Origin of the sequence: Lentzea sp. NBRC 105346 (genome assembly GCF_030269605.1) — a bacterium.
In the GTDB taxonomy this organism is placed as follows: domain Bacteria; phylum Actinomycetota; class Actinomycetes; order Mycobacteriales; family Pseudonocardiaceae; genus Lentzea.
Genome location: NZ_BSTQ01000008.1, coordinates 20,233 through 44,863 on the forward strand (window position 1 = coordinate 20,233; position 24,631 = coordinate 44,863).

General features: G+C 69.5%; 19 protein-coding genes and 1 pseudogene. 7 read left to right on the forward strand and 13 right to left on the reverse strand.

The window, feature by feature from the left end:
* Nucleotides 1-41: 41 nt before the first annotated feature.
* The 4 genes and pseudogenes from QSK35_RS42870 to QSK35_RS18395 all read right to left on the reverse strand — a co-directional run.
* Nucleotides 42-1,514, reverse strand: a pseudogene (locus QSK35_RS42870) (condensation domain-containing protein); the annotation flags it as partial.
* Nucleotides 1,511-5,923, reverse strand: coding sequence for a beta-ketoacyl synthase N-terminal-like domain-containing protein (locus QSK35_RS18385; protein ID WP_285747693.1), 4,413 nt, complete (start codon nucleotides 5,921-5,923; stop codon nucleotides 1,511-1,513). The gene QSK35_RS18385 and the pseudogene QSK35_RS42870, both read right to left, overlap by 4 nt.
* Nucleotides 5,920-7,191, reverse strand: coding sequence for an MFS transporter (locus QSK35_RS18390; RefSeq protein ID WP_285748270.1), 1,272 nt, complete (start codon nucleotides 7,189-7,191; stop codon nucleotides 5,920-5,922). Before QSK35_RS18390 ends, QSK35_RS18385 begins: the two co-directional genes overlap by 4 nt.
* A 56-nt stretch (nucleotides 7,192-7,247) precedes the next feature.
* Nucleotides 7,248-9,965 (reverse strand): FAD-binding and (Fe-S)-binding domain-containing protein, encoded by a 2,718-nt coding sequence (locus QSK35_RS18395; RefSeq protein ID WP_502881679.1) that lies wholly within the window; start codon nucleotides 9,963-9,965, stop codon nucleotides 7,248-7,250.
* Nucleotides 9,966-10,101: 136 nt separating this feature from the next.
* Between QSK35_RS18395 and fabG the strand changes: the two genes are divergently transcribed.
* Together fabG and fabI are read left to right on the forward strand one after the other, a co-directional pair.
* Complete coding sequence (gene fabG / locus QSK35_RS18400; protein WP_285747696.1) at nucleotides 10,102-10,806, forward strand: beta-ketoacyl-ACP reductase; 705 nt, start codon at nucleotides 10,102-10,104, stop codon at nucleotides 10,804-10,806.
* A gap of 39 nt (nucleotides 10,807-10,845) precedes the next feature.
* Nucleotides 10,846-11,616, forward strand: coding sequence for an enoyl-ACP reductase FabI (gene fabI / locus QSK35_RS18405; RefSeq protein WP_285747698.1), 771 nt, complete (start codon nucleotides 10,846-10,848; stop codon nucleotides 11,614-11,616).
* Here fabI and trxA read toward each other — a convergent pair.
* Both trxA and QSK35_RS18415 read right to left on the reverse strand, forming a co-directional pair.
* Nucleotides 11,572-11,916, reverse strand: a complete 345-nt coding sequence (trxA, locus tag QSK35_RS18410) for a thioredoxin (protein ID WP_285747700.1) — start codon at nucleotides 11,914-11,916, stop codon at nucleotides 11,572-11,574. The genes fabI and trxA overlap by 45 nt on opposite strands.
* A complete protein-coding gene (locus QSK35_RS18415) occupies nucleotides 11,913-12,290 on the reverse strand; it encodes a MerR family transcriptional regulator (protein ID WP_285747702.1) in 378 nt (125 codons plus the stop codon). The genes trxA and QSK35_RS18415 overlap by 4 nt, the downstream gene beginning before the upstream one ends.
* A gap of 82 nt (nucleotides 12,291-12,372) precedes the next feature.
* Between QSK35_RS18415 and QSK35_RS18420 the strand changes: the two genes are divergently transcribed.
* Nucleotides 12,373-13,398, forward strand: coding sequence for a ferrochelatase (locus QSK35_RS18420; RefSeq protein ID WP_285747704.1), 1,026 nt, complete (start codon nucleotides 12,373-12,375; stop codon nucleotides 13,396-13,398).
* Between the two features lie 206 nt (nucleotides 13,399-13,604).
* Here the strand turns inward: QSK35_RS18420 and QSK35_RS18425 are convergent, their stop codons facing one another.
* The 7 genes from QSK35_RS18425 to QSK35_RS18455 form a co-directional block, all read right to left on the reverse strand.
* Nucleotides 13,605-13,982, reverse strand: a complete 378-nt coding sequence (locus QSK35_RS18425) for a hypothetical protein (protein ID WP_285747706.1) — start codon at nucleotides 13,980-13,982, stop codon at nucleotides 13,605-13,607.
* A 69-nt stretch (nucleotides 13,983-14,051) separates the two neighbouring features.
* The gene (locus QSK35_RS18430) at nucleotides 14,052-14,645 is read right to left on the reverse strand and encodes a hypothetical protein (RefSeq protein ID WP_285747708.1); all 594 of its coding nucleotides are present in this window, start codon (nucleotides 14,643-14,645) and stop codon (nucleotides 14,052-14,054) included.
* Nucleotides 14,646-14,727: 82 nt separating this feature from the next.
* Nucleotides 14,728-15,525, reverse strand: a complete 798-nt coding sequence (locus tag QSK35_RS18435) for an Rv1486c family protein (protein ID WP_285747710.1) — start codon at nucleotides 15,523-15,525, stop codon at nucleotides 14,728-14,730.
* A gap of 31 nt (nucleotides 15,526-15,556) precedes the next feature.
* The gene (locus QSK35_RS18440; RefSeq protein WP_285747712.1) at nucleotides 15,557-15,967 is read right to left on the reverse strand and encodes a YcxB family protein; all 411 of its coding nucleotides are present in this window, start codon (nucleotides 15,965-15,967) and stop codon (nucleotides 15,557-15,559) included.
* A 121-nt stretch (nucleotides 15,968-16,088) separates the two neighbouring features.
* Complete coding sequence (locus QSK35_RS18445) at nucleotides 16,089-16,616, reverse strand: TlpA family protein disulfide reductase (protein WP_285747714.1); 528 nt, start codon at nucleotides 16,614-16,616, stop codon at nucleotides 16,089-16,091.
* Nucleotides 16,613-17,125, reverse strand: coding sequence for a MauE/DoxX family redox-associated membrane protein (locus QSK35_RS18450; protein ID WP_285747716.1), 513 nt, complete (start codon nucleotides 17,123-17,125; stop codon nucleotides 16,613-16,615). Before QSK35_RS18450 ends, QSK35_RS18445 begins: the two co-directional genes overlap by 4 nt.
* Entirely contained in the window at nucleotides 17,122-17,448 is a 327-nt protein-coding gene (locus QSK35_RS18455; protein WP_285747718.1) for a hypothetical protein, read from the reverse strand. Before QSK35_RS18455 ends, QSK35_RS18450 begins: the two co-directional genes overlap by 4 nt.
* A 236-nt stretch (nucleotides 17,449-17,684) precedes the next feature.
* Here QSK35_RS18455 and QSK35_RS18460 point away from each other — a divergent pair, with 236 nt between their 5' ends.
* The 4 genes from QSK35_RS18460 to QSK35_RS18475 all read left to right on the forward strand — a co-directional run bounded on the left by QSK35_RS18460 (nucleotide 17,685) and on the right by QSK35_RS18475 (nucleotide 24,568).
* On the forward strand, nucleotides 17,685-19,076 hold the full coding sequence (locus QSK35_RS18460) for a sigma 54-interacting transcriptional regulator (protein WP_285747720.1): 1,392 nt from the start codon (nucleotides 17,685-17,687) through the stop codon (nucleotides 19,074-19,076).
* Entirely contained in the window at nucleotides 19,073-21,001 is a 1,929-nt protein-coding gene (locus tag QSK35_RS18465) for a vWA domain-containing protein (protein ID WP_285747722.1), read from the forward strand. The genes QSK35_RS18460 and QSK35_RS18465 overlap by 4 nt, the downstream gene beginning before the upstream one ends.
* 84 nt (nucleotides 21,002-21,085) lie before the next feature.
* Nucleotides 21,086-21,466, forward strand: a complete 381-nt coding sequence (locus QSK35_RS18470) for a hypothetical protein (protein WP_285747724.1) — start codon at nucleotides 21,086-21,088, stop codon at nucleotides 21,464-21,466.
* Nucleotides 21,467-21,496: 30 nt separating this feature from the next.
* Nucleotides 21,497-24,568 (forward strand): P-loop NTPase fold protein, encoded by a 3,072-nt coding sequence (locus QSK35_RS18475; protein WP_285747725.1) that lies wholly within the window; start codon nucleotides 21,497-21,499, stop codon nucleotides 24,566-24,568.
* Nucleotides 24,569-24,631 lie beyond the last annotated feature (63 nt).

The following is a 24,631-nucleotide window of genomic DNA, read 5'->3' on the forward strand; positions in this document are numbered from 1 at the left end:
CGAGATGTCTGGTTCCACGCGTCCAGCAACCGGAAACGTTCGTCGGCACCGAGCAGCTCCAGCCGCGACACCGGCGTCGCGGGAGCGACCAGGGCGTTGCGCAGCAACGTCTCCCAGTGCTCCAGATAGCCCGCGGCCGTCTCCGGATCGAACAGGTCCGCCGCGAACTCCAGCGCACACCGCAGTTCGGACGGGTGTTCCTCGGCGGTGAGCGTCAGGTCGAACTTCGACGCACCGCCGTGCACCTCCTCGGGATACGCCGTCAGATCACCGATCCGCGTCTCCCGGATCGGCGCCTCGTACTGGATGAACATCGTCTGGAACACCGGCGCGTGCCGTAGCGACCGGTCCGGCCGCAGCCGCGCCACGACCTGTTCGAACGGCACGTCCGCGTGGTCGTAGCCCTCCGCGCACCGCGTGTGCACGCGCGACACGAGATCGGCGAACGACGGGTCGCCGTCCAGCGAGATCCGCCACGCCAGCGCGTTCACGAAGTACCCGATCAACGGCGTGGTCTCCGGCCGCTGCCGGTAGCTGACCGGCGAGCCGATCACCAGGTCGTCGACCCGCGCATACCGGCCGAGCACCGCCGACCACGACGCGAGCAGCACGGAGTACGGCGTGACGCGCAACGACCGCGCCAGCTCCCGCACCCCGGCCACGACGTCGTCGGGCAGCACCCGTTTCACCACGCCTCCGCGGAACGACTGGCGCGCGGGCCGCGGCCGGTCGGCCGGCAGCTCGAGCAGCGGGGGAGCGCCGTCGAGCACGGTCTCCCAGTACTCGAGCTGCCGCTCTTCGTCCACAGGGGACAGTGCGCGGTGCCGCCACACGGCGACGTCCGGGTACTGCACCGCGAGCCGTGAGGGTTCGCCGCCCGCGAGGAGGACGAACAGCTCGCGGAACAGCACCCCGAGCGACCACGCGTCGGCGCAGATGTGGTGCACGGACAACACGAGGTGGTGCGACGAGGGCCCGAGCCGCAGCAACACCGCCCGTAACAGCCGGCCCTCGGCGAGGTCGAACGGCTGGGCCGCGTGTGCCCGGACCAGCGCGCCGGCCTCGTCCTCCGCGACGTCGATCACGGGCAACGGCACCGGTGCGGGCGGCAGCACGACCTGAACCGGGCCGGGCCGGAACGCCGTGCGCAGGGACTCGTGCCGCTCGGCGATCGTGTTCAGGCACCGTTCCAGCAGTGCTACGTCGAGTGGTCCCTCGAACCGCGCCGCACCGGTCAGCACGTAGGTGGACTGGTTGCCGTCCAACTCGTCCAGCAGCCACAACGCCCGCTGGTTCGGTGCGAGCGGCAGATCTGCACGCGGCACGACCTCGATCGGGCCGACCGCGGCCTCCTGCGCGCGCAGGTGCTCGACCAGCGCGGCCTTGTGGGTGGCGAGCCGCAGCCGCAACCCGGTGGTGTCGGCGTCCCGCGGCGCGGACACCCGCAGCGAGTCGCCGTCGAGCGCGAGGCGGATCCGTGCCGCCTTCAAGTCGTCCAGGAGCTCCCTGATCACAGTACGAACTCCTCTCGTTCCTGGTCGTCGGTCAGTTCGGTGAGCTGGGCCAGCACCGTCTCGGTGAGCTCGGCGAGGCTGGCGCCGCTGAGCACCCGCACCGCGGGCACGTCGACGCCGAGGTCCCGCTTCAGGTCGCCCAGCAGATCCATGGACATCAGCGAGTCGAGGCCCAGGTCGGTCATCGGCTGCTGGTCGTCGATGCGCGCCGGGTCGATCTCCAGCACCAGCGCCAGCCGATCGCGCAGCTGCTTGCCGACGTCCTCGACCTCGAACGTGGCGGCGACGCCGGCGCTCTGCCGGGCATTGGTCTGTTCGGCGATCTTGAGCCGCATGCCCTGCGCTTCGGCGAACACGCCCACGGCGTCCCACCAGCGCACGGTGCCGTATCCGGGCGCCAGCTGCGTCGCGTGCGCGGTCACCGGACCGGACCACGGCCGCAGCACGGTCACCCGCTCGATGCCGACGGGCAGCACCAGCGAACTGCCGTCGAGCAGCAGCCCGAGGAGCTGGAAACCCGTGTCCAGCAACGCTTCCGTGCTGGACGGCGCGAGCGCGGCGAACGACTCGCCGTCGGCCACCCACGCCTGCCGCACGCAGCGCAGCGAGGGGCCGTACTCGACGCTGCGCGACATGATCTCGTAGTACTCCCCGGCCGAGACCTGACGGCCTCGCAGCTGGATCGGGTCGGCCTGGATCACCGGCTCGGGCACGAGCCGGCCGGTCGCGTGCAGCGTGGATTCTGGTCCACTGTGGATGGTGAACCGCATCCGGTCGTCGAGGGCCACTTTTATGCTCTGCCGTCCGGTGAGCGCGAGGACGGCCCGGAACTCGACGTCCTCCGCCCGATGCCGCACGCCGGTCAGCTCGAACGCCGCGGACAGCGCCATCTCGACGTAGCTCACGCCGGGCACCACGACCTGGCCCTGCACACGGTGGTCGTCGAACACCGGCACACCGCCCGGCGCCACGACCCGCTGCCACACATACTGCTGCACTGGCTCGGGCAGCCAGTACCGCGACCGCTGGAACGGCGTGGTCGGCAACGACACCCTGCGTCCCCGGTACGGCCACCGCACCGAGGTACCCGCGAGCCACGCCGTGGCCAGGTCGTCGGCCGGCGTCACGTGCCTGCCGAGCACGAAGTCCGACAACGCGGCGGCCAGCTCGGCGGTGTCACGGCCGGCGACGGCCAGCCGGAACCGTTGCGGCGCACGGCCGGAGTTGGCCGTGGCGCACACGTCCGCCGCGTGCAGGTCGCCCTCGGCCAGCCGGTCCGCGAACAGCAGCGCCAGCTCCCGCAACGCGGACTCGGTGTGCGCGGACAACGCCAGCACGTACCGGTCGGCCGGGGAACGCTTGATCGGCTGTTCCGGTGCCGCGGCGACGACGACGTGCGCGTTGGTGCCGCCGAAGCCGAACGAGCTGACGCCCGCGATCTTCCGGGGCCACTCGGTGGCGGACGCCGGAATCGACAACGGTGAGCCGGCCGCGTCGATGTGCGGGTTGAGCACGCTCAGGTTCCGGTGGGCCGGAATCCGGTTGTGCCGCAACGACAGCACGACCTTGATCAGGCCCGCGATCCCGGCCGCCGACTCGAGGTGCCCGATGTTGGTCTTGACCGACGCGAGCAGACAGCCCTCGTTGCCGCGCAACACGTCCGCGAGCGCCCCGTACTCGATGGGATCGCCGAGCGGCGTGCCGGTGCCGTGCGCCTCGACGTACCCGATGTCGGCGGCGGTCACGCCCGCGTCGGCCCAGGCGCCGGTGACCACGGCCTTCTGGGCCGGGCCGTTGGGCGCGGTCAGGCCGTTGCTGCGGCCGTCCTGGTTCACCGCCGAGCCGCGGATCACGGCCAGCACCTCGTCGCCGTCGGCCAGCGCGGTCGACAGCGGCTTCAGCACCACGACCCCGCAGCCCTCGGAGCGCACGTACCCGTCGGCGTCGGCGCTGAACGTCTTGCAGCGTCCGTCGGCGGACAACATGCGCGCCTGACTGAAAACAGTTGACAGATGAGGGGCAAGAATCAGGTTCACGCCACCGGCCAGCGCCAACTGCGACTCCCCACGCCGCAGTGACGCACGCGCCTGGTGGACCGCGACCAGCGACGACGAGCACGCCGTGTCGATCGCGACGCTCGGACCGCGCAGGTCCAGCAGGTACGACAACCTGTTCGCCGCGATGCTCAACGCGTTGCCCGTGCCGTAATGCGCGTCCAGCCGATCACCCAGCAGCCGCGCGTAGTCGTTGTTGCTGATACCGACGAAGACGCCGGTTCCGCCGCCCGCGAGCGAGGTGGGCGCGATGCCGGCGTGTTCCAGGGCCTCCCAGGCCACCTCCAGCAGCAGGCGCTGCTGCGGGTCCATGCCCGTGGCCTCGGCCGGCGCGATGCCGAAGAACTCCGGGTCGAAGTCGGCGACGTTCTCCAGGAAACCGCCGCGCACGCCGTCCCGTTCGGTGATCGCGTCACCGCCGCGGTCGAGCAGCTCCCAGAACTCGTCCGGGTTGCCCGCGCCGGGGAACCGGCAGCCGAGCCCGATGACCGCGATCGGCTCGTCCGCGCCGTGGGCGGCGACGGACGGCCGGACTTCGGTCCCGGACAGGAACGCGGCCACCGCCTCGGGAGTCGGGTGGTCGAACAGCAGCGTCGCCGGCAGCGGACGGCCCAGCAGCCGTTGCAGGTCACCGGAGATCGCGACCGCGGTCACCGAGTCGACCCCGGCGCTCGCGAACGCCTGACCGGGTGCGATGCCCTTGCCGATGCGTTCGCTGACGATCGCGAGCACCTCGTCGTAGACCGGCCGCCAGCGGCCGATCACGTCGAGCGTGCCGTCCAGGTAGCCCTGCCGGCAGGCCCGCCGGGCGATCTTGCCGCTGGACGTCTTCGGCACGGTCTTCGGGCGGATGAGCACCAGTTCGTACAACGAGACGTCGTGTTCCGCGGCGAGCGCCGCGGCGACGGTCAGGCCCGACTCGGCGTGGGCGTCCAGCACCTCGTACACGATGACGACCTTCTCGTCGTCGCCGACGGAGAACGCCGCGCCGCAGCCCTTGCGCAGCCCCGGATGCGTCGCCTCGGCGGTGCGTTCCAGGTCCTGCGGGTAGATGTTGCGGCCGTTGACGATGATCAGATCCTTGAGCCGGCCGGTGAGGAACAGCTCGCCGGTCTCGTCGAGGAACCCGAGGTCGCCGGTGCGCAGCCAGGTGCCCGGCTCGCCGGGCAGCACGTTGCCGAACGTCGCGAGGCTCTCGTCGGGGCGGCGCCAGTAGCCGATTCCGGTGCTGGCACCGGTCGTCCACACCTCGCCGACCGCGTTCGGGCCGAGTACCACGCCCTGCTGGGACACGATGCGCAGCCGCTGGTCGCCCGACACCCGGCCGAGCCCGACCAGCTCGTGCGTGCCCGGCCGCACCTCATGGCGTTCCAGCGCGGAACGATCCACAGTGGACACCTTCGGCGTCGCGTCCCAGCCGGGGCCGCAGACGAACACCGAGTTCTCGGCCAGGCCGTAGCACGGGAATGCCGTCTCCGGGCGGAATCCGTACGGTCCGAACGTGTTCGCGAACGATCGCAGTGTGCTCGCGCGCACCGGCTCGGCCGCGTCGTAGGCGACGCGCCAGCTGCTCAGGTCCAGGCCCTCGCGCTGCTCCGCGGTCGTGCGCCGTACGCACAGGTTGAACGCGAAGTTCGGGGCGCCGCTGACGGTGCCGCCGTGCTCGCTGATCGCGCGCAGCCAGCGGATCGGGTCCTGCAGGAACGCCTGTGGTGGCATCACCACGCACTCGGCGCCCCAGTAGAACGCGTGCAGCAGCTTGGCGATGAGGCCCATGTCGTGGAACAGCGGAAGCCACGACACGAACTTCGGGGGGCCACCGTGGTCGGTCGCCCGGGCCAGCATTTCGAGGTTGCTCAACAGGTTGGCGTGCGTCAGGACGACGCCCTTGGGGTTTCCCGTGGAACCCGAGGTGTACTGCAGGAACGCGACGTCCGGCAGTTCGGGCCGGCGCCAGTCGCCGGAGGCGTCTTCGAGTTCGTCGGTAGCGATCACCTCCATGCCCGGGAAGTCCAGCCCGTGCAACGTGAGCACGAGCGAGGCCTGCGCGTCGTCGACGACGGCGTGCAACCGGGCCAGGTGTTTGTCGGACATCGGGGGATAGGCGGGAACCGCGATCACGCCGGCGTAGAGACAGCCGAGGAACGCGGTGACGAAATCGGGTCCGGAGGGGTAGAGCAGCAAAGCACGCTCGCCCGGCCGACCGAGTCGGGACGCGATCGACCGTGCTTTCCGGTCGATCTCCGCGTAGTCCATGCGGGCTGTGACGTTTTCGCCGTCCGCAAGGAAGGTCAACGCGGTGTGGTGGGGGCGGAGTTGTGCATGGCCGCTGACTAGCTCGACCAAGCTCTTCATCGGAGGGAAATCTCCTCTTGACGCAGTGTCGGGACGATCTGGTCCTCGTTGATATGGCGGGTCGACCGGAGAATCGCGGCGCCCGCGAGCGCCGCGAACCCGGACAGTGCGAGCAGGCTCGTGCCCGCTCCGAGCGGCGCCGTGAATGTCGTGATGCCGAGGGAGAGCACGCCGCCCGCGCCGGAAAGTCCGTACGCCCAGGCATACGCCTGGGACCGGACGTTCGGTGGCGAGACGTAGCTCACCAACGTGTAGAAAGCCGGCTGGTAAGCGCCGATCACCGCGGCGTTGATGAACTTGACGACGAGAACCAAGCTCTCCCACGGCATCACGACCATGCCGCTCTGCGTGAGCGCGACGATGGCGATCGTCGCGCCGACCACGAATCCGAGCCCGCGGATGTTGCCGCGTGAAACGGCGCGTTCCGCGAGGTAGCCGCCGACGATGATGCCGGCGATCAACCCGAAGCCGCCGAGCGCGAGAATCGTTCCGCGTCCGACGGGGCCGTAGCCGAAACGCTGTTCGAACAACAGCGACTGCAGCTGCCGCAACGGGATGATCAGCATGCCCAGCAACAAGGCGCCCACCCAAAGGCCGCGCAACGTTCGCACGGCGAAGAGTTGGCGGCACGCTTCGCGGAATCCGACGGCGGGTGTCGCCGTCTTGATCCCCATCGTGCCGCCGCGCACCGGTTCGGACAAGCGCAGACCCAAAAGCGCGATCACGAAGGTGGGCAACGAGATCAGCACGAACGTGAGCTGCCACCCGTAGGTGGAACCGAGCCAGCCGATCAGCACACCCGCCGCTGCTGCGGACGGGTTCGCCAGGCGGTGCACGAAAAAGATCCCGGGCAGCCTTCGTGGTGGGTAGAAGTCGGCGAGCAGGCTGGAATGGATGGGCTCGTTGGACACGCGGGCGACGGCCGCGACGATCCTCAACAGCACGAAAACCGTGAACGTCGCGGCAAGTCCGGTGAACGCGCCCGCGACGCCCCAGAGCAGAGCCGCGCAGCTGGCGAGTCGCACGCGGTTCGCGCGGTCGCCCAGGAATCCCGAAGGCACCGAACCCAGCATCAAACTGATGCCGAGAATCGTGCCCATGGCGATGATCTGGCTGTTGGACAGGCCGAACGCGTCCCGGATCTCCGGGGTCAGTGCCTGGAACGCGAGCGTATCGAGTTCGTCTGTGATGTTGAGTCCGAAAAGGACTGCCAGCGGAAAGATCGGCGCGCCGCCGGTGAGGCGCTCCCGCAGCCCGTGTTTGTGCATGGGATGGAGAACGAAAGTTCCCCAGTTCCGGTTCAGGGTTACCGGGATTTCCCTACTTAAGAGTGAAGTTGTCGTCTCGTTACGTTTCTTTTGGACGTCAGGCCCAGCGCGTTCGCGATCACAGTTGCCAGATGAACAGGCTCTTTCCCGCTGCCCTGGCGGATTTGCGTTCGGCAACTGAATCCATCGGCCACCACCAGGTCGTTTGTCGCACGAACCGCGGGCAGTAGGACCCTTTCGCCGCACGCCATCGATACCTCGTGGTGCCCCTTCTCGAAGCCGAAATTCCCGGCCAGACCGCAACAACCGGAGTCGAGTACGGTCGCTTCGATCCCCGCGGCCCGGAACGCGCGGCGATCGGCGTCGAACCCGAGATCCGCGTACTGGTGGCAGTGGGTCTGGACCAATGCGTTTCCGTGAATTTCGAGTGTGGGCAGCTCGGACGCAACTTGTTCGGCGAACGTCCGGACCGATATGGCCAGTTTTTGGACATTCTCGTCCGCAGTGAGCTTCGGGGCGTCTTTGCGCAGGAACGCGGTACAGCTGGGTTCCAGCCCGACCACCGCAATGCCCTGCTCCGTCCAGGGTGCGAGCAGGCGCGCTGTGCGGCGGAGCACGCGCTCGGCCATCCCGAGCTGTCCGGTCGAGTGCCACGTCAGTCCACAACAGACAGTCCCTGGCGGTACCTCGACACGGTGTCCCAGGTGCGCCAGCACGTTCGCGGCATCGACTCCGATGTCCGGTTCGAAGTGGTTGGTGAACGTGTCCGGGAACAGCAGGACCGGGGTGCCCTCTCCCTTGGTTTTGACCAGTTTCTGCAGTGTCCTTCTCGCTGGTGTCGGCAGCTCGCGTTCCGGGGCTATTCCGCCGAGCGCGCGGAACCTGGTGGTCAGCCGGTTGACCAGGTTCAGCCGCAGCCACAACGGCAGCCAGCCCATGGAATAGTGCGACGCCGGCCGGATGCGGCCTTTGTAGTGGTGGTGCAGGAACTCCGCCTTGTACGCCGCCATGTCCACGTCGACCGGACAGTCCCGTTTGCACCCCTTGCAGGACAGGCAGAGGTCGAGGGCGTCGCGCACCTCGGCCGAGCGCCACCCGTCCTTGATGACGCCGCCGTTGAGCATCTCGAACAGCAGGTGCGCGCGGCCGCGGGTCGAGTGCTTCTCCTCGCGGGTGACCCGGTAGCTCGGGCACATCACGCCGCCCTTGGTGTTGAGGCACTTGCCGACGCCCACGCACCGGCGGGTGTCCGCGGCGAACTCCTGTCTCGTGGGAATCCGCGGCGGTGCCACGAGAATCCGCAGGTCCTGGTCGAGGGGCAGCGGGTCGACGATGCGTCCCGGGTTGAGCAGGTTGTCCGGGTCGAACGCGTGCTTGAACGCCTTGAACGCGTTGATCGCCTCCGGCGGGTACATGCGGCTCAGCAACTCGCCGCGCGCCTGCCCGTCGCCGTGTTCGCCGCTCAGCGACCCGCCGTGGCTGATCACCAGGTCCGCGGCCTCCTCGAGGAACCTCCGGTGCCCCTTGGCGAAGTCGAAGTCGATGCGAACGTGGATGCAGCCCTCGCCGTAGTGGCCGTAGGTGATGCCCCGCCGGCCATGCCTGCCGAGCAAGGCGTCGAAGTCCCGCAGGTACCGCCCAAGATTCTCCGGCGGGACGGCGGCGTCCTCCCAGCCCGACCAAGCCTCGGACCCGTCCGGCATACGTGTAGCGAGGCCGGCGCCGTCCTCCCGGATGCGCCACAGCGCCCGCTGTTCGGCATTGTCGTACACCGTTCGACTGTTCCTAGTGATCTGCTCGGCCACCGCACGCGCCGTCGAATCGTGTTCGACTTCGACGAACAACCAGCTGCGTCCTTCGGGAAGATCCGGCTTGGCCGGCAGAACCCGGACCAGGGCTTCGTCGATGCCCTCGACGGCCAGGACGTCCAGCTCGCGCAGGGCGACGACCTGGTCGGCGGCGTCGTAGGTGTCGGCGAACCCCAGGACGACGAGGATGCGCCGCTCGGGCTTCGGCACGAGTTTCAGTCCGGCGCCGAGCACCACGACGCACGTGCCCTCGGTGCCGATCAGGGCTTTCGTGAGGTCCGGCAACGCGTCCAGTGCGTAGCCCGAGACGCGACGGCTGAGTTTCGGAAACCACTTTGGGTCGGCTTCCGGCAGGGCGAGTGGGGGTGGCTGATCCGTGCGGAACCGTCGCCCGTCCGCGGTGAGCACGTCCAGCCAGTTGACGTTCTCGCTGGTCTTACCCCATTTGACGGAGTGCGCGCCGCAGGCGTTGTTGCCGATCATGCCGCCGACCGAGCACCGCGAGTGCGTGGACGGGTCGGGGCCGAAGAGGTGGGTTTTCGACTGTTCGTTGATCCGATCAAGGACGGCTCCGGGCTGGACCGTCGCCCGGTCGCCTTCGACCTCGATGCGGTCGAGGTACCGCGAGAAGTCGATCACAAGTCCGGTGCCGGTGGCGTTGCCCGCGATCGACGTGCCGGCGCCGCGGCTGGTGATCGGGATGCCGTGTTCGGCGGCGATCGCGACGGCCTCGACGACGGCGTCGATCGATTTCGGCCTGATGATCACCCGTGGGACGTGCCGGTAGTTGGAGGCGTCAGCGGAGTAGAGCGCTCTGCTGGCCGAGTCCGAGAGGACATCGGCGTCCAACTCCCGGAGGTGATCTTCAAAGGCGGTCACCCGCCCGATTCTCCCGTCCCCCACCCCCGCCCGCCGAAGGACCGTTATGGCCACCTTCACGGACCTCAGGTCCCCAAAAGTGGCCATGACGGCCTACCCGCGGTCCCGGCGGCCGCTGGAGGTGATCTTGGCGAGCCCGTGTGTGACGTGCCTCGGCCGATGACGGGGTACTGAGCGGTAGGGGATAGATTCGGTCGGTCAACCAGCACCGATGGGAGTGGTCGTGGGACGGTCCGTACTGGTCACCGGGGGCAATCGGGGCATCGGCCTCGCCATCGCCAAGGCGTTCGCCGCGCAGGGCGACAAGGTCGCGGTGACACACCGGGGTTCGGGCGCTCCCGAGGGCCTGCTCGGCGTGAAGTGCGACGTCACCAGCGCTGACGAGGTGGACGCCGCGTTCGCCGAGGTGGAGGCCGCGCACGGCCCGGTCGAGGTGCTGGTGGCCAACGCGGGCATCACGGACGACACGCTGCTGCTGCGCATGAGCGAGGAGCAGTTCACCCGTGTGCTCGACGCGAACCTCGTGGGCGCGTTCCGGTTCGCCCAGCGCGCGTCGAAGGGGATGTTGCGCAAGAAGTTCGGCCGGATCGTGTTCATCTCGTCCGTTGTGGGGCTCTCGGGTGGCCCCGGTCAGGTGAACTACGCCGCCAGCAAGGCGGGCATGATCGGTATGGCGCGCTCGATCACCGCTGAGCTCGGGTCGCGCAACATCACCGCCAACGTCGTCGCGCCGGGGTTCATCACGACCGACATGACCGACGCGCTGCCCGAAGCCGTGCGCGACGCGGCGCTGAAGAAGATCCCGGCCGGGCGTTACGGTTCGGCCGACGAGATCGCCAAGGCCGTCACGTTCCTGGCCTCCGACGACGCGGGCTACATCAACGGCGCGGTGCTGCCCGTTGACGGCGGCCTCGGCATGGGCCACTGACACTCTTTCCGCTGAATACCGCCTAATCGGAGGACGTAAGTGACGGGACTGCTCGAAGGCAAGCGACTGCTGGTCACCGGTGTCATCACCGACGCGTCGATCGCCTTCCACGTCGCACGGGTCGCGCAGGAGCAGGGCGCGAAGGTCGTGCTGACCGGGTTCGGCCGGCTCAGCCTCGTGGAGCGCATCGCCAAGCGCCTGCCCGAAGAGGCGCCGGTGATCGAGCTGGACGTGCAGAACCAGGAGCACCTGGACACGCTGGCCGACCGGGTCCGCGAACACGTCGACGGCCTCGACGGGGTCGTGCACGCCATCGGCTACGCGCCGCCGTCGTGCCTCGGCGAGCCGTTCATGGACGCGCCGTGGGAGGACGTGTCGAAGGCCGTCGAGATCTCGGCGTACTCGTACAAGTCGCTGGTCAAGGCCGTGCTGCCGCTGCTGACCCGCGGCTCGTCGGTCGTCGGCCTCGACTTCGACGCGCGCCAGGCGTGGCCCGCGTACAACTGGATGGGCCCCGCCAAGGCGGCGTTCGAGGCGGTCAACCGCTACATGGCGCGCGACCTCGGCCAGGACGGCATCCGGGTCAACCTGATCTCGGCCGGCCCGGTGAAGACGATGGCCGCCAAGTCCATCCCCGGCTTCGTCGAGCTGGAGAAGATGTGGGGCGAGAAGGCCCCGCTGGGCTGGGACGTCGAGAACGCCCACGAGCCGGTCGCGAAGTCCGTGTGCGGCCTGCTGTCCGACTGGTTCCCCGCGACCACCGGTTCAATGGTGTTCGTGGACGGCGGCGTGCACTTCCTGGGGCTCTAGTCCGAGCTCCCGCAGCAGCTTCGCCTTCGGTCGCGCGCCGACGACGGAGCGCACCGGCTCCCCGTTGACGAACAACATCAACGTGGGCAGTGACATGACCTGGTAGGTCCGCGAGACGAGCGGGTTCTCGTCCGTGTTGAGCTTGCGGACCACCAGGTCGTCGCGTTCGCGCGCGATCTCCTCCAGCACCGGCACGATCATGTGGCACGGCGGGCACCACTGCGCCCAGAAGTCCACCAGCACCGGCTTGTCCTGCCGCAGCACTTCCCGTTCGAACGTCTCGTCCGTGACGACGATCATGGCACCTCACACGGTCCGGGCTGACGCGCGATCGCCGCGGCCAGCTTCTGGGTGATTCCGTTTCTCAGGCTGTTGAGCCGCTCCAGGCACGCGTCGATCTCCGCGAGCTTGCGCTCGTAGACCTCGATCGACCCGGCGCACGAGTCGCCGGTCTCGTGCCCGGCGCGCAGGCACTCGACGAACGGCCGGGTGTCCTCCAGGCTCAGCCCGATCGCCTGCAGCGTCCGGATCTCGCTGACCAGCTGGACGTCGTCCTCGTCGTACTCCCGGTAGCCGTTGGCCGACCGCCGCACCCCGAGCAGCCCCTGCGCCTCGTAGAACCGCAGCGCGCGGGTCGTGGTGCCTGCTCTCTTCGCGAGTTCACCGATCCGCATGTCCGTGACGCTAAACCTTGACGTTCGCGTCAAGGCAACCCCGGTTGTGCGGGTTCGGTTGCCGGGTACCAGGATGTGGACCGTGAGTTTCGACGCGCTGCTCTGGTTGTCGTTCGGGGGCCCGGAAGGCCCGGCCGATGTTCGTCCCTTCCTGGAGAACGTGACGCGCGGCCGCGGAGTCCCGCCGGAGCGTCTCGACGAGGTCGAGGCGCACTACCAGCACTTCGGTGGCGTATCCCCGATCAACTCGCTGAACCTGTCGGCCATCGAGGCCGTCCGCTCGGCCGGGCTCGACCTGCCGATCTACTTCGGCAACCGCAACTGGCATCCCATGGTCGAGGACACCCTCGCGAAGATGACCTCCGACGGGGTGCGCCGGGCCCTGGTGTTCCCGACGTCGGCGTACGGCGGCTACTCGGCGTGCCGCCAGTACGACGAGGACATCCTGCGCGCGCGTGCCGCCGTTCCGGACGGCCCGGAGTTGGTGAAGCTGCGCCAGTTCTTCGACCATCCGCTTTTCATCGGGGCTTTCGCCGACGCCGTTCGCGCGGCCATGGCTTCGCTGTCCGGCCCGAGCCGCGTGGTGTTCACTGCGCACTCCGTGCCCGTGTCCGCGGACAAGGCCGCCGGTCCGCCCGAGCTCGGGGGAAACCTGTACTCGCGTCAGGTGGCCGAGGCTTCTCGCTTGGTGGCGTTGGAGCTGGGCCTGACCGAGTACGACGTGGTGTGGCAGTCGCGGTCCGGCCCGCCGCAGATACCGTGGCTGGAGCCGGACATCGTGGACCACATCGAGTCCCTGCACTCCGCGGGCGTGTCCGGGGTTGTCGTGTGCCCCATCGGTTTCGTGTCCGATCACCTCGAGGTCGTGTGGGACCTGGACACCGAGGCCCGTGACAGGGCCGCGGAGCTGGGCATGGAGTTCGCCCGAGCCGCGACGCCGAACTCCGACCCCCGCTTCGCCGAGCTGGTGATCGAACTGGTCCGCGAGCACACCGACGGCGTCCCGGCGCGCAAGCTGTCCTCGTTCGCCGCCTTGGGATGCACTGTGGACGGTGCGTTCTGCGCGCCGCTGTGCTGCGAGCCTGCCAAGCGCCCCACCAGCCGCTAGCGAACGTGACGTTTGCGGACTTCTATGTCCCCAAACGTCACGTTCGCTCAGCTTGACGGGCCGCTCGCCCCCGCGGGGTGTGTCGGGGACCGGGGGCGAGCGGTGCTTTATGTCGCGACGGGGCCGGGAGCACCCGGCCGATGGGAGGGTCGCCGGTCTCGGAACCAGCCCCGTCGCAGGTCGGCGTCATGGGCCGCCGACCGTCCTCAACGCTTGCGCTGCACGAACCTGATCGCGTCGACCACGACAGCGGCAGGCGGCACGTTCGAAGTGGGAGCGCTGACCCAGCGGGTGACCACACCGTCCACTTCGGTCGGTGGCAACGGAATCGGCCCGCGCGCGACGGCGACGTTCGGCGGCAACCGCTGGTACGGCTCCTCGGTGAGGAAGATCCAGTGGTGCGGCACGGCCAGAATCGGAACGACGATCTCGCGCCGCCGGATCTCGGTGTTCACCTCGCCGGCGAGCCCGGCGTGCACGCGCAGCCCCACGATGTCGAGGCCACCGGGCAGGAACACGCCGTCGTCGCGGACGAGCAGCGGCCACCCGAGGTTGCGGACGTAGCGGTTGATCACCGAGTGCATCTTGCTTCCCCCTCTCGTTCTGCCAGGTGTTCGTCTCCGAACTCCATTGCGGTTGAGGGGGAATTGAATTCATTGGCGAAGTTGTTCGGCGAAATGATCGGCCACGTCGCCGGCGACCTGTTCGGCGTCGCGCGAACCGTCCACTTCGTACACCCGCACGCCTAGTTTCCGTGCGTTCTGAACGGCATCCTCCGCGATGATCCGGTCGCGGTCGATGTTCTTGATCGCGGCCCGCTTGAGCGTGCGGGCCTGGTGCTGCCGGAAGTCCTCGCTCGGCACCATCACGATCATCCGGTCCGGCTTGCTGAACTCCATGACCAGCTCGGGCCGCAGTCCCCATCCCTCCGCGAGGACGGGCCGGCCGGAGACGAGCGCGCGCAGGTCGTCCAGCGCCCACTCGAACCGGTCGGCGAAGCTTTCCTCCAGGATGCGCTGCGCTTCCAGTTCGGCGGTCGGCTCCGGTTCGCGGCCGTACAACGGCTGCCCGCGCAGCGCGCGCTGGGCGATGCGCCGGTCGTTGTGGCCGCGCGCGTCGTGGTAGTCGTAGTGGTACACCGTGATCCCGTGCCGGTGCGCGAGGATGCGCCCGACGGTCGACTTACCCGACCACTGCGCGCCGCCGATCCACAGCGCGTTCTCCAGCGTGCCGAACGGATCCCACATCCGATCAGCTAATCAGGATCGGCTCGGGCGGGTGAGGGGATTCGGAGGAATCGTGCTGGGCCGTTCGGCTGCGCCGCTGGTCTCAGTGACGGCCGGCGGACTGGTCGGCCAGCACCCGGACGGCCTCGTCCACGGCAGCACACCGAGCCCGCCGCACCGCGTCCGACAGCGGCCGCAACGCCTGAGCGCGAGCCTCGGTGGCCGAAGCCGACATCGCCCCACCGGGAGTGTCGGACGCGGCGACCTTGAGAATCGCGTCCACCTCCGCGGCCCGCTGCAACACCCGCAGCGCCCGAGGCGGCATCCCCTGCGGCCAGGGCAGCGTCGAGTTGGCGGTGGCCAGCTCCGCGATCTCCTTGCGCACGTTGGGCCGGTGCCGCGCCACGTCCAACGTCACCAGCGTGCTGGCGGCCTCCCGCATCGCGGCACCGAGCCCGTGCTCGGCCTCGCCGATCGGAATGTGCTCCAAACCCGAAGAAGTGGGCAAATCGAACACAGTCCACCGCATCACGCCATCGGCGACGAGTTTGGGCACGAGTCCGACGCTCACCGAAGGCACGACGATCGCCTCGCCGGCACGCAGAGCGCACTGGGAGAGGGGGCCCTTGCCGCCGAGTCCGCGAACATCCCCGGCGACGGGAAGTACGAGCCGTGCGCCGGTCGCTCCCGCCCGCCGCAGGGCGGCCAGCAGCAGGGCGGGCCCCACGGGGGCCTCGTCGGGACCGGGCAGGTCGAGCGCGGTGGCCGTGCCGTCGTCGTCGGCGACCACCTCGTGCAGCTCGGCCCACGTCTGCAGGGCGTCGAGGACGTCGTCGGAGGCGGCCAGACCATGCAGCCATCCCGACGTCCACACGACCAGCGTGGCACTCGCACAGGACACGCTTCGAGATTACGGCGTGCGGGGCGGTGCGCTAGCCAACGGGTCCGATGTGGCGTTCCAACAGGGCACGGAACCGGTCACGTTCGTCTTGATCGGCGAACGCCCGGTGCGGCACCGACAACGCGACGGCGCCCTCGTCGAGGGTGCGCAGGACGAACCCGGACCGCGTCTCGGTCCAGCTGGGCAGCTCCGCCCAGTCGATCTCCTCGCGGATCGTGCCGCCGACGGCCATGCGGAACGAGTACTCGTCGGCGCTGCCCACGACGGTCTGGCTGACCAGGTCGTTCGAGCTGAACCGCCACCACACGGCGACCGGCTCCATCAGGCCGATGACCAGCGCGAACGCCAGGCCGAACAGGCCGGCGGCGGTCATGTCCACGAACAGCAGCACGACCGAGAACCCGCCCAGGACCAGGGCGAACCAGGGGGCCCAGCGGAACATCGGGACCATCGTCCGGAGGCTGGTGCGCCAGTCCGCGGGGGAGGGCGCCCATCGAAAGTCAACACTCATCGCCGGCCATTGTGCACCATGCGAGGGCTGACCGTTCGCGAAACGAGGCTTCCTACAATTCCGGGCTTTTCTGGACGACACCGAATGGCGACACCAGCAAATCGGCGGCGTTCACCGGCACCCGTGTGGCGGCGATCCGGCCGTCGTTGTCCACCGTGAGGGCCAGCGGGGTTCGATCGAGCCGGAGCGCGCGGTCGGCCGTCCCGTCCCGCTGGTAGAGCACGGTCAGCCACGGTGGCACCGGCGCGGGCCGCGCGGCGACGTCGATGATCGCCACGACGCGGTCGGGCGGCGCGTTCTTCGTCCTGTTCAGCCGTTCGAGCAGTCGTGCGCAGGGCCCGCACCGCGGGTTCAGCATCAGGAGCACGAGTGGCGGCTCGCCGACGGTCGCCGGCGCCCCGTCGGCGTCCTCGAGTTCCAGTGCGGGCAACGGTGTCCCGGGCTGTGGTCCGCTGGACGTGTGCACCTCGGCACGTTCGAGTGCGGTCGTCACCTTGCTCACCAAGCCGAGCAGCACGATCGACTGCGCGATCACCAGCACGGTCAGCGCGACGAACGCGGCGATCCACGGTGTGCTCACGCCGGTTTCCCCAGCACTCGCGCCAGATGTGCCGCGCCGGACACCACTTGCGCGGTCAGCGCCATGGCGACCAACGTGATCACCACGGCGATTCCGGTGACCGCGGGCACCGCCGAGGGCAGGGCGGCCACGGCGACGGCGGCAGCGGACAGCACGACGTTGCGCGCCACGAGCCACCAGCTGATCTCGCGGTCGGTGCCGCCGCAGCCGCAGTCGAACCGCTCGCCCCGCACCAGGTTCACCGCCATCGCCACGGCGAACGCGACCAGCAGCCCGGCGGCGAGTGGCGCCGCGACGCGCGGCGCCACACCGAGCAGCAGTAGCGCGCCGCAGCCCACCTCGAGCAGCGGAACCAGTGTGGCGACAAGGGGAACGAGCGCGGCGGGCAGCACGCGGTACCGATCGACGGTCGCGGCGAAGTCCACAGTGGACCCGAGCTTCGCCGCGCCGGCGACCAGCAGCATCGTGCCGAGCGCGAGTCGCGTACCGAACAGGAAGGCGGAGATCATGCCGCCAGGGAACACGACTGCTGGCGGGCGGCCGCGACCTCCTGCGCCTCGGCCTGGATCTCCGGATCGTCCACACAGGTGAGGTAGCAGTTCTGAAGTGCCGTGTTCGCAGCGCACTTGCAGGCCCAGTCGTCGAACGCGCACGCGTGGAGCGCGGTGTGCCCGGCGTCCTTGCACGCGTCGAAGACCGGTTGGTCCCCGCACGCCGCTCGGGCCCGCGAGGCGCCGGGCAGACCGGTGACCGTGGCGACGCCGGCTCCGAAGGTCGCGGCCAGCGCTCGGAGGAGCCATCTGCGGTTGCGTGAATGATCGCGCATGGACATGAAAGCACCACGCTTTCGGAGTTCTCCGGCCGGGCGCCGGGGGATCGGTGCGGTTTCAGCACACGGAGAACGCACGCAGAATAATTTGTTGATATTCCATCCGGAAGTGTCTACCCGGCGGTATCTTTAAATGGTCGAATTTGTGACGGACACTCGCAATTCCGATGCGGTCACGCTGCGTGGGCTGGAGTCGCTCCACGTCGACTCCGGCGGCAACCGCAAGTAGCGTCGGTGACGTGACCCAGAACGCCCCGAAAGAACGCACGGTGGGCGAGCTGCGTGCCGCAGGGCACCGGCCGCGCGGCGTGAAGACCGAGATCAGGGACAACCTCCTCGCCGCGCTGCGCGAACGCCGGGACCCGTGGCCGGGCATCGTCGGCTTCGAGCGGACCGTGTTGCCGCAGCTCGAACGGGCGTTGCTCGCCGGGCACGACGTCGTCCTGCTGGGTGAACGTGGCCAGGGCAAGACCCGGTTGCTGCGCACGCTCGTGACGTTGCTGGACGAGTGGACGCCGGTCATCGAGGGCTCCGAGCTGGGCGAACACCCGCTGGAGCCGATCACACCCGAATCCAAGCGGCGGGCCCGCGAGCTGGGCGACGACCTGCCCGTCGTGTGGCGGCACCGCGACGAGCGGTACGCCGAGAAGCTCGCCACGCCGGACACGTCCGTCGGCGACCTGGTCGGCGACGTCGACCCGGTGAAGGTCGCGGAGGGGCGCAGTCTCGGCGACCCGGAGACGATCCACTACGGCCTGCTGCCGCGCGGCCACCGTGGGATCATCGCGATCAACGAGCTGCCGGACCTCGCCGAACGCATCCAGGTCGCGCTGCTCAACGTCATGGAGGAACGCGACATCCAGGTTCGCGGCTACACGCTGCGGCTGCCGCTGGACGTGCTGCTCGTCGCGACCGCGAACCCCGAGGACTACACGAACCGCGGCCGCATCATCACGCCGCTGAAGGACCGGTTCGGCGCCGAGGTGCGCACGCACTACCCGCTGGAGATCGCCGACGAGGTCGCGCTCGTGCGGCAGGAGGCCGACGTCGTCGCCGAGGTGGGCGACCACCTGCTGGAGATCATCGCCCGGTTCGTCCGGCACCTGCGCGAGTCGACGTCGATCGACCAGCGGTCGGGTGTCTCGGCGCGGTTCGCGGTCGCGGCGGCGGAAACGGTTGCGGCGTCCGCGTTGCGGCGCAGCGCGTTGATCGGCGAGACGCCCGCGATCGCGCGGCCCGTCGACCTGTTGTCGGTGCCGGACGTGCTGCGCGGCAAGCTCGAGTTCGAGGCGGGGGAGGAGGGGCGCGAGGACGAGGTCCTGATCCACCTGCTGCGCCGCTCGATCGCGGACACCGCGCGCAACCGCTTCGCCGGGCTCAACCTGCGCGCGCTGGCGGACACGGTCTCCGACGGGCACCCCGTCGCGACCGGCGACCGCGTGCACGCGGGTGACCTGCTGGCCGCGTTGCCGGAACTGCCGGTGCTGCACGAGGTCGCGGCGCGGCTGGGCGCCGGTCCGAAGGATCCCGTCGGCCGCATCGCGTCGGCCGTCGAGCTGGCGTTGGAGTCGCTGTACCTGACGCGGCATCTCGCCAAGGACGAGGACGACGAACGACAGGTCTACGGGTGAAATACCGCTACGGACGCTGGGGAGGCGGCGCGGACCCGCTCGCGCCGCCCACCGACCTGCGCGCGGCGGTCGACGAGCTGGGTCGCGAGATCATGGAGGGCGCCTCGCCGGCGTCCGCGCTGCGCGAGCTGCTGCGCCGCGGCGTCGAGGGCACCCGCGGCCTCGACGACCTGACGAGCCGCCTGTGGCAGCGGCGGGCCGCGATCCAGCGCAGGCACCGCCTCGACGGCACCCTGCAGGAGGTCCGCCGCCTGCTCGACGAGGCGCTGGACGCCGAACGCCGGGCGCTGTTCCCCGACCCTTCGGACGACGCCCGGTTCCGCGAGGCCCAGCTCGACGCGCTGCCGCCGGGCACGGCCGCCGCGGTCCGCGAGCTGGCGGAGTACGACTGGCAGTCGCCCGAGGCGCGCCAGTCGTACGAGAAGATCCAGGAACTGCTCGGCCGCGAGCTGCTCGACCAGCGCTTCCAGGGCATGAAGCAGGCCCTGGAGGGCGTCGACCGCTCGGACGTCAAACGCATCCAGCGCATGCTGCGCGACCTGAACGAACTGCTGAATGCGCATGCCACCGGCTCGCCGGACACGCAACGCATGTTCGACGACTTCATGCGCAAGCACGGCGAGTTCTTCCCGGAGAACCCGCGCAACGTCGACGAGCTGATCGACGCGCTGGCGGCCCGCTCCGCCGCCGCGCAACGGATGATGAACTCGATGACGGCCGAACAGCGCGCCGAGCTGGCCGCGTTGAGCGAGCAGGCCTTCGGTTCAACGGGAATCGGCTCCGAACTGTCGCGTTTGGACTCGATGCTGCAGGCCCTGCGGCCGGGCGAGGACTGGACGTCCTCCGCGCGCTTCCGCGGCCAGGACCCCCTGGGACTGGGCGAGGGCGCGCAGGCGATGGCCGACCTGGCCGAACTGGACGCGCTCGCCGAACAGCTCGCGCAGTCCTATCCGGGCGCCCGCCTGGAGGACATCGACCTGGAGGCGCTGGAACGCCAGCTCGGCCCCGAGGCGTCCGTGGACGCGCGTCGGCTGGCGGAGCTGGAACGCGCGCTGCGGCAGCAGAACATCCTCGAACGCGCCCCCGACGGAACACTCCAGCTGACCCCGAAAGCGTTGCGCCGCCTGGGCGAGACGGCGCTGCGCGGCGTGATCGACAAGATCCGCGGCCAGGGCCAGCGTGACAGCCAGCGCGCGGGCGCCGCCGGTGAGCCGACCGGCAGCACGCGACCGTGGCAGTTCGGCGACACCGAGCCGTGGGACATCCCGCGGACCATGCGCAACGCCGTGCTGCGCTCGGGCGAGCTGAAGCTGGACGTCGTCGACGTCGAGATCTCCGAGACCGAGCAACGATCCCGCGCCGCCGTCGCGCTGTGCGTCGACACGTCGTGGTCGATGGTCCAAGACGGACGCTGGGTCCCGATGAAGCGCACCGCCCTGGCGCTGCATCACCTGGTGCGCACGCGGTTCCGTTCGGACGCCCTGCAGTTGATCACGTTCGGCCGATACGCCGAGACCGTCGACATAGGACAGTTGACGGCGCTGGAAGGCGTGTGGGAACAGGGCACCAACCTGCACCACGCCCTGCTGCTGGCGTGCCGCCACCTGCGCCGCCACCCGGACGCCCAGCCCGTCGTGCTGGTCGTGACGGACGGCGAACCCACCGCGCACCTGGAGTCGGACGGCGAGGCGGAGTTCAACTACCCGCCCCTCCCGCGCACGCTGGCCCGCACGCTGGCCGAGGTCGACTCGATGGCCCGCCTGGGCGCCACGATCACCGTCTTCATGCTCGGCGAGGACCCGCGCCTCGCCGCCTTCGTGGACATGGTCGCCCGCCGCTCGGGCGGCCGCGTGGTGGCCCCGGACCTCGACGGCCTGGGCGCCGCCGTCGTCTCCGACTACCTCCGCAACCGCAAACGCTCATGAGTAATGACCGTTATGGCCACCATGACGGACCTCAGGTCTGCGAAGGTGGCCATAACGGTTCTTGTCAGGGGTAGGTGGCACGCTATGACGCAAGGGGTGCTCCGAACAGGGGGACCCCTGCGCGCGCTCGCGGTCGCGGCCGTGGTGAGCGGAATTCCGTCGACCGTGCACGCGATCGCCACCCGAAGGGACCCACTCGCCGCCACCCGCGCCGCGGGAAGCCTGCTCGGAGGCGGCGTGGCCGCGGGAGTGGTCGCACACCTCGGGATCTCGGCGTGGTGGACCCTCGTGCTGACGAAGGCACACGTCCGAGGTGCCGCCCGCGGCGCGGCGGCGGGAGCGGCGATCGCGCTGCTGGACCTGGAGATCATCGGCAGGCGCTACCCGGAGATCCGCGCCCTGCCGCGGGTTCCGCAGTGGCTGGACCACATCGTGTTCGGCGCCGTCGTGGGCGCCCTGCTGTAACACACCGCGCGCACAGCCCTACATAGGGACATGAGCGCGATCGAGACCGCCGAAGCAGCCTTGAAACGGTTTGACGGCGCCGCCGCGCTCACCGCCTTGGAAGACGACACCACCAATCGCGCCACAGCCGGGCGGGTAAAAGCCTTGTGGCTGCTGAGAAGGTGGGACGAAGGTCGCGCGGAGCTCGGGAAACTCCGCGACCCCTTCACTCTCCACGCCTATCTGGCCCGCGGCCTGGTCGCGCTCGGACAGCCGGACGACCCGCTGTGCCTCTCGGTCTACCACGGTTCGGCGCTGCGAGACGACGTGGCGGCGAGGAAGTCGTTCGACGCCGCCATCGTCGTTGACAGCAAAAGCGCTGAAGCACACGCGGGATATGCCACGGCACTGCGAATGTCCGGCGACCTCAAGGCGGCCGAGAACGCGTTGGCGAAAGCGCCGCCGTCAGCTCCCGTGCTGGTCGAACGGGCGATCTGCGCGATGGAACGCACCGAGGACGCGAGCGCGCTCGCCTACCTCGACCGGGCACTCGAGGCCGATCCCGGCGACCTGCGGGCGAAGTTGTTGCGCATCAGGGTGCTCGCGCGCAGGTACGACGTGCGGCAGGAGGCACTGGAACTGGCGTATGCCGAGCCGGCCGCGGTGGTGCTGACCGAGTACGGGTGCGTCCTGGAGCAACACGGGGGCGATGCGCGCGCGCAGTTCCAGCGGGCGCTCAAAACCGGCCCGCGGTTGCCACGAGCGGCGATCGCACTCGACACCATCGCCTTGAGCAACGATCGAAGCCCCGCGCTCGCCCGCTACCGGGCCGGGGAGAGCAGAAGCCTCCACGTGTGGCAGGGCGTGCTCGACTTCGACCCGCGCGATCTCCCCGCACGGCTGAAGATCGCGGAGCTGCTGTACGAGCAGGACAAGCTCAAAGAGGCGAGGGACATCGTCGCCCCGATGCGCGACGAGTTGCCCGGCAACGAGGACGTGCGCAAGGTGTGGCTGCGCATCACGAAACAGTCCACGCCGTGGCAAATGCCCGAGCCGTACCAGATCCGCCACCGGCGCGACATGCCCCAGGACCCCGAAGAGGACGTGTCCGGCGCCGTGCTGGCGATGCTCACCGAGGAAGTCGTCGAGAACTACGGGCTGTCGCCGGAGATCTCCCGGGAGCTCCGCGACAAGGTGACCGGCAACCCCCGCGCGGTCCTGGCGTGCGCCGAACCCGAACGCCAGGAGTACCAGCGGTCCCGGCGCAAACTGCTGTGGTCGACGCGCACCCACCGCCCGATCACCGGACTGACGCTCGGCGGGCTCGGGGTGGGCGGGACCCTCGCTCTGCTGTGGGTGTTGCTCCAGAGCACCGGCCTGTCGCCGACCGCGTCCCTCGTCTGGTCGATCGTCATCCTGACGGTGCTGGCGGGGGCGGCGTTGCTCGACGTCGAGCAGACGATCTTCGCCCCGCTGGCCGGAGGGCTGGCCGTCCTGGCGGGGCCCGTCGGCGTGATCTGGCTGAGCATTCACCAGCTCGGCCTGACCGGCGGCTTGCTCGGCTTGTTCGCGGTGCTGGTGGCGGTCGGCGCCTACGGCCTGTCCAGGGCGATCCGGAACCAGAACGAGGAAACCGCTCAGCACAACTTCGACGTGTGGCTGGAAAGCCTGTTCGGCAAGGGGTTGCTGCCCGCGGCCACCGAGGTCGGCAACCGCGTCGCCAACGCGTTCAGCACGTGGCTGCCCGCCCATAGCCAACGGGTGGTCGGCGAGATCGTGGACGTCGACACGTTCGCGGTCCGGGAACTGCGCCGCCTCTCCAGGCTCGGCCGGGGCAGCTTCGCGCTCGCCGGCCCGCGCGGTGCGGGCAAGTCGACGTTGCTCCAGCGGTGGTGCGAGGGGGAGTACATCGACGGCGACCGCACGGACTGCGAGGACCTCGCGATCCAGGTCGCCGCACCGGTCGGTTACTCCAGCGAGGAGTTTCTGATCCACCTGTTCGACCGGACCTGCGACGCGGTCGAGAAGTACGCCCGCGAACACGAGGACCGCAGGGTCCGCTTCCGCGCCAAGAGCACTGGCGACGATGTGCTCGCACCCGGAGAACTGGCGCGGCTCGCGCAGAGCGAGCGGGACCGGCTGCGGTTCCTGCTGAGCCGCACCATGGAACGGGAGGCGTCGATCGACACCCCCGTGGCGAAGGGCAAGGGCAAGTACCAGACGAAACGCGACGACATCCCGCTGAACCACCCGCAGCGCGTCGACCGGTTCCGCGACTTCCTGCGCAAGGCGGCCGACTGCGTCGGACGAGCGACCAGGGGCAAGGTGCTCGTCGCGATCGACGAGCTGGACCGCATCAGCGACGGCGAGCGCGCGCAGCAGTTCCTCAACGAGCTCAAGGCCGTGTTCAACGTGCCGAACTGCTTCTTCCTCGTCGCGGTGTCGGAGGACGCGCTCGCCGACTTCGACCTGAAGGCCATGGGCATGCGAACGGTGTTCGACAGTGCGTTCGACACCATCGTCCGAGTGGATTACCTGCGGTTCCAGGAAGCGAAGACGCTGCTGAAGTCCAGCATGGTCGACGTGCCCGAGCAGTTCGTCGCCCTGGCGTACGTGCTGTCCGGCGGGCTCGCGCGCGAGTTGATCCGCACGGTCGACGTCATGGGCGCGCTCCCACCGGACGAGACGCGGGGCCGTGGCCTGCAACGGGTCGCGGCACACCTGGCCCAGCGGTTGTTGGACGGCATCACGCGCGCGGCGATGGACCGCCTCAGCCGGGAGGACGACCGGAAGGCGGGTGCCGCGCTCATCCCGGTCCTCGACGAACACCCCGACGACCTCACCGGCGACCTGCTGCGCGAGTACGGCGGCAAGGTCGAGGCGGCCGAGGTGGGTGAGAGCGCGAAGGACGTGCAGCTCGACGTCGTCGTGCTGACCCAGTACCTGGCCACGCTGCTGGACGTGTTCGACGGCACGCTGGACGAACCGCGCATGCGCCTCGGGCTCACCCGAGGGCCCGGCGACTTCGAGACGCTCGCACGCGTGCGCCGGTATCTCGGGGCTAACCCGTATGGGGCACAGGAATTGTTGCGTGCGTTCGCCAAGGTGTGGAAAGGCAACTAATGTAGACACCGGTCATCCGCTCGTCGCAAGGATCTCCCCGCTGGCCGGAACCAGGCGAACCAG

Bases quoted from the DNA above. Each gene is read 5' to 3' on its own strand.
- QSK35_RS18455 (WP_285747718.1), bottom strand. From the start codon at position 17,448: ATGTCCATGCGCGATCATTCACGCAACCGCAGATGGCTCCTCCGAGCG.
- QSK35_RS18440 (WP_285747712.1), bottom strand. From the start codon at position 15,967: ATGTTCCGCTGGGCCCCCTGGTTCGCCCTGGTCCTGGGCGGGTTCTCG.
- QSK35_RS18475 (WP_285747725.1), top strand. From the start codon at position 21,497: ATGAGCGCGATCGAGACCGCCGAAGCAGCCTTGAAACGGTTTGACGGC.
- QSK35_RS18415 (WP_285747702.1), bottom strand. From the start codon at position 12,290: ATGCGGATCGGTGAACTCGCGAAGAGAGCAGGCACCACGACCCGCGCG.
- trxA (WP_285747700.1), bottom strand. From the start codon at position 11,916: ATGATCGTCGTCACGGACGAGACGTTCGAACGGGAAGTGCTGCGGCAG.
- QSK35_RS18470 (WP_285747724.1), top strand. From the start codon at position 21,086: ATGACGCAAGGGGTGCTCCGAACAGGGGGACCCCTGCGCGCGCTCGCG.
- QSK35_RS18390 (WP_285748270.1), bottom strand. From the start codon at position 7,191: ATGCACAAACACGGGCTGCGGGAGCGCCTCACCGGCGGCGCGCCGATC.
- QSK35_RS18425 (WP_285747706.1), bottom strand. From the start codon at position 13,982: ATGCACTCGGTGATCAACCGCTACGTCCGCAACCTCGGGTGGCCGCTG.
- QSK35_RS18385 (WP_285747693.1), bottom strand. From the start codon at position 5,923: ATGAAGAGCTTGGTCGAGCTAGTCAGCGGCCATGCACAACTCCGCCCC.
- QSK35_RS18395 (WP_502881679.1), bottom strand. From the start codon at position 9,965: ATGGCCACTTTTGGGGACCTGAGGTCCGTGAAGGTGGCCATAACGGTC.
- QSK35_RS18430 (WP_285747708.1), bottom strand. From the start codon at position 14,645: ATGTGGGATCCGTTCGGCACGCTGGAGAACGCGCTGTGGATCGGCGGC.
- QSK35_RS18450 (WP_285747716.1), bottom strand. From the start codon at position 17,125: ATGATCTCCGCCTTCCTGTTCGGTACGCGACTCGCGCTCGGCACGATG.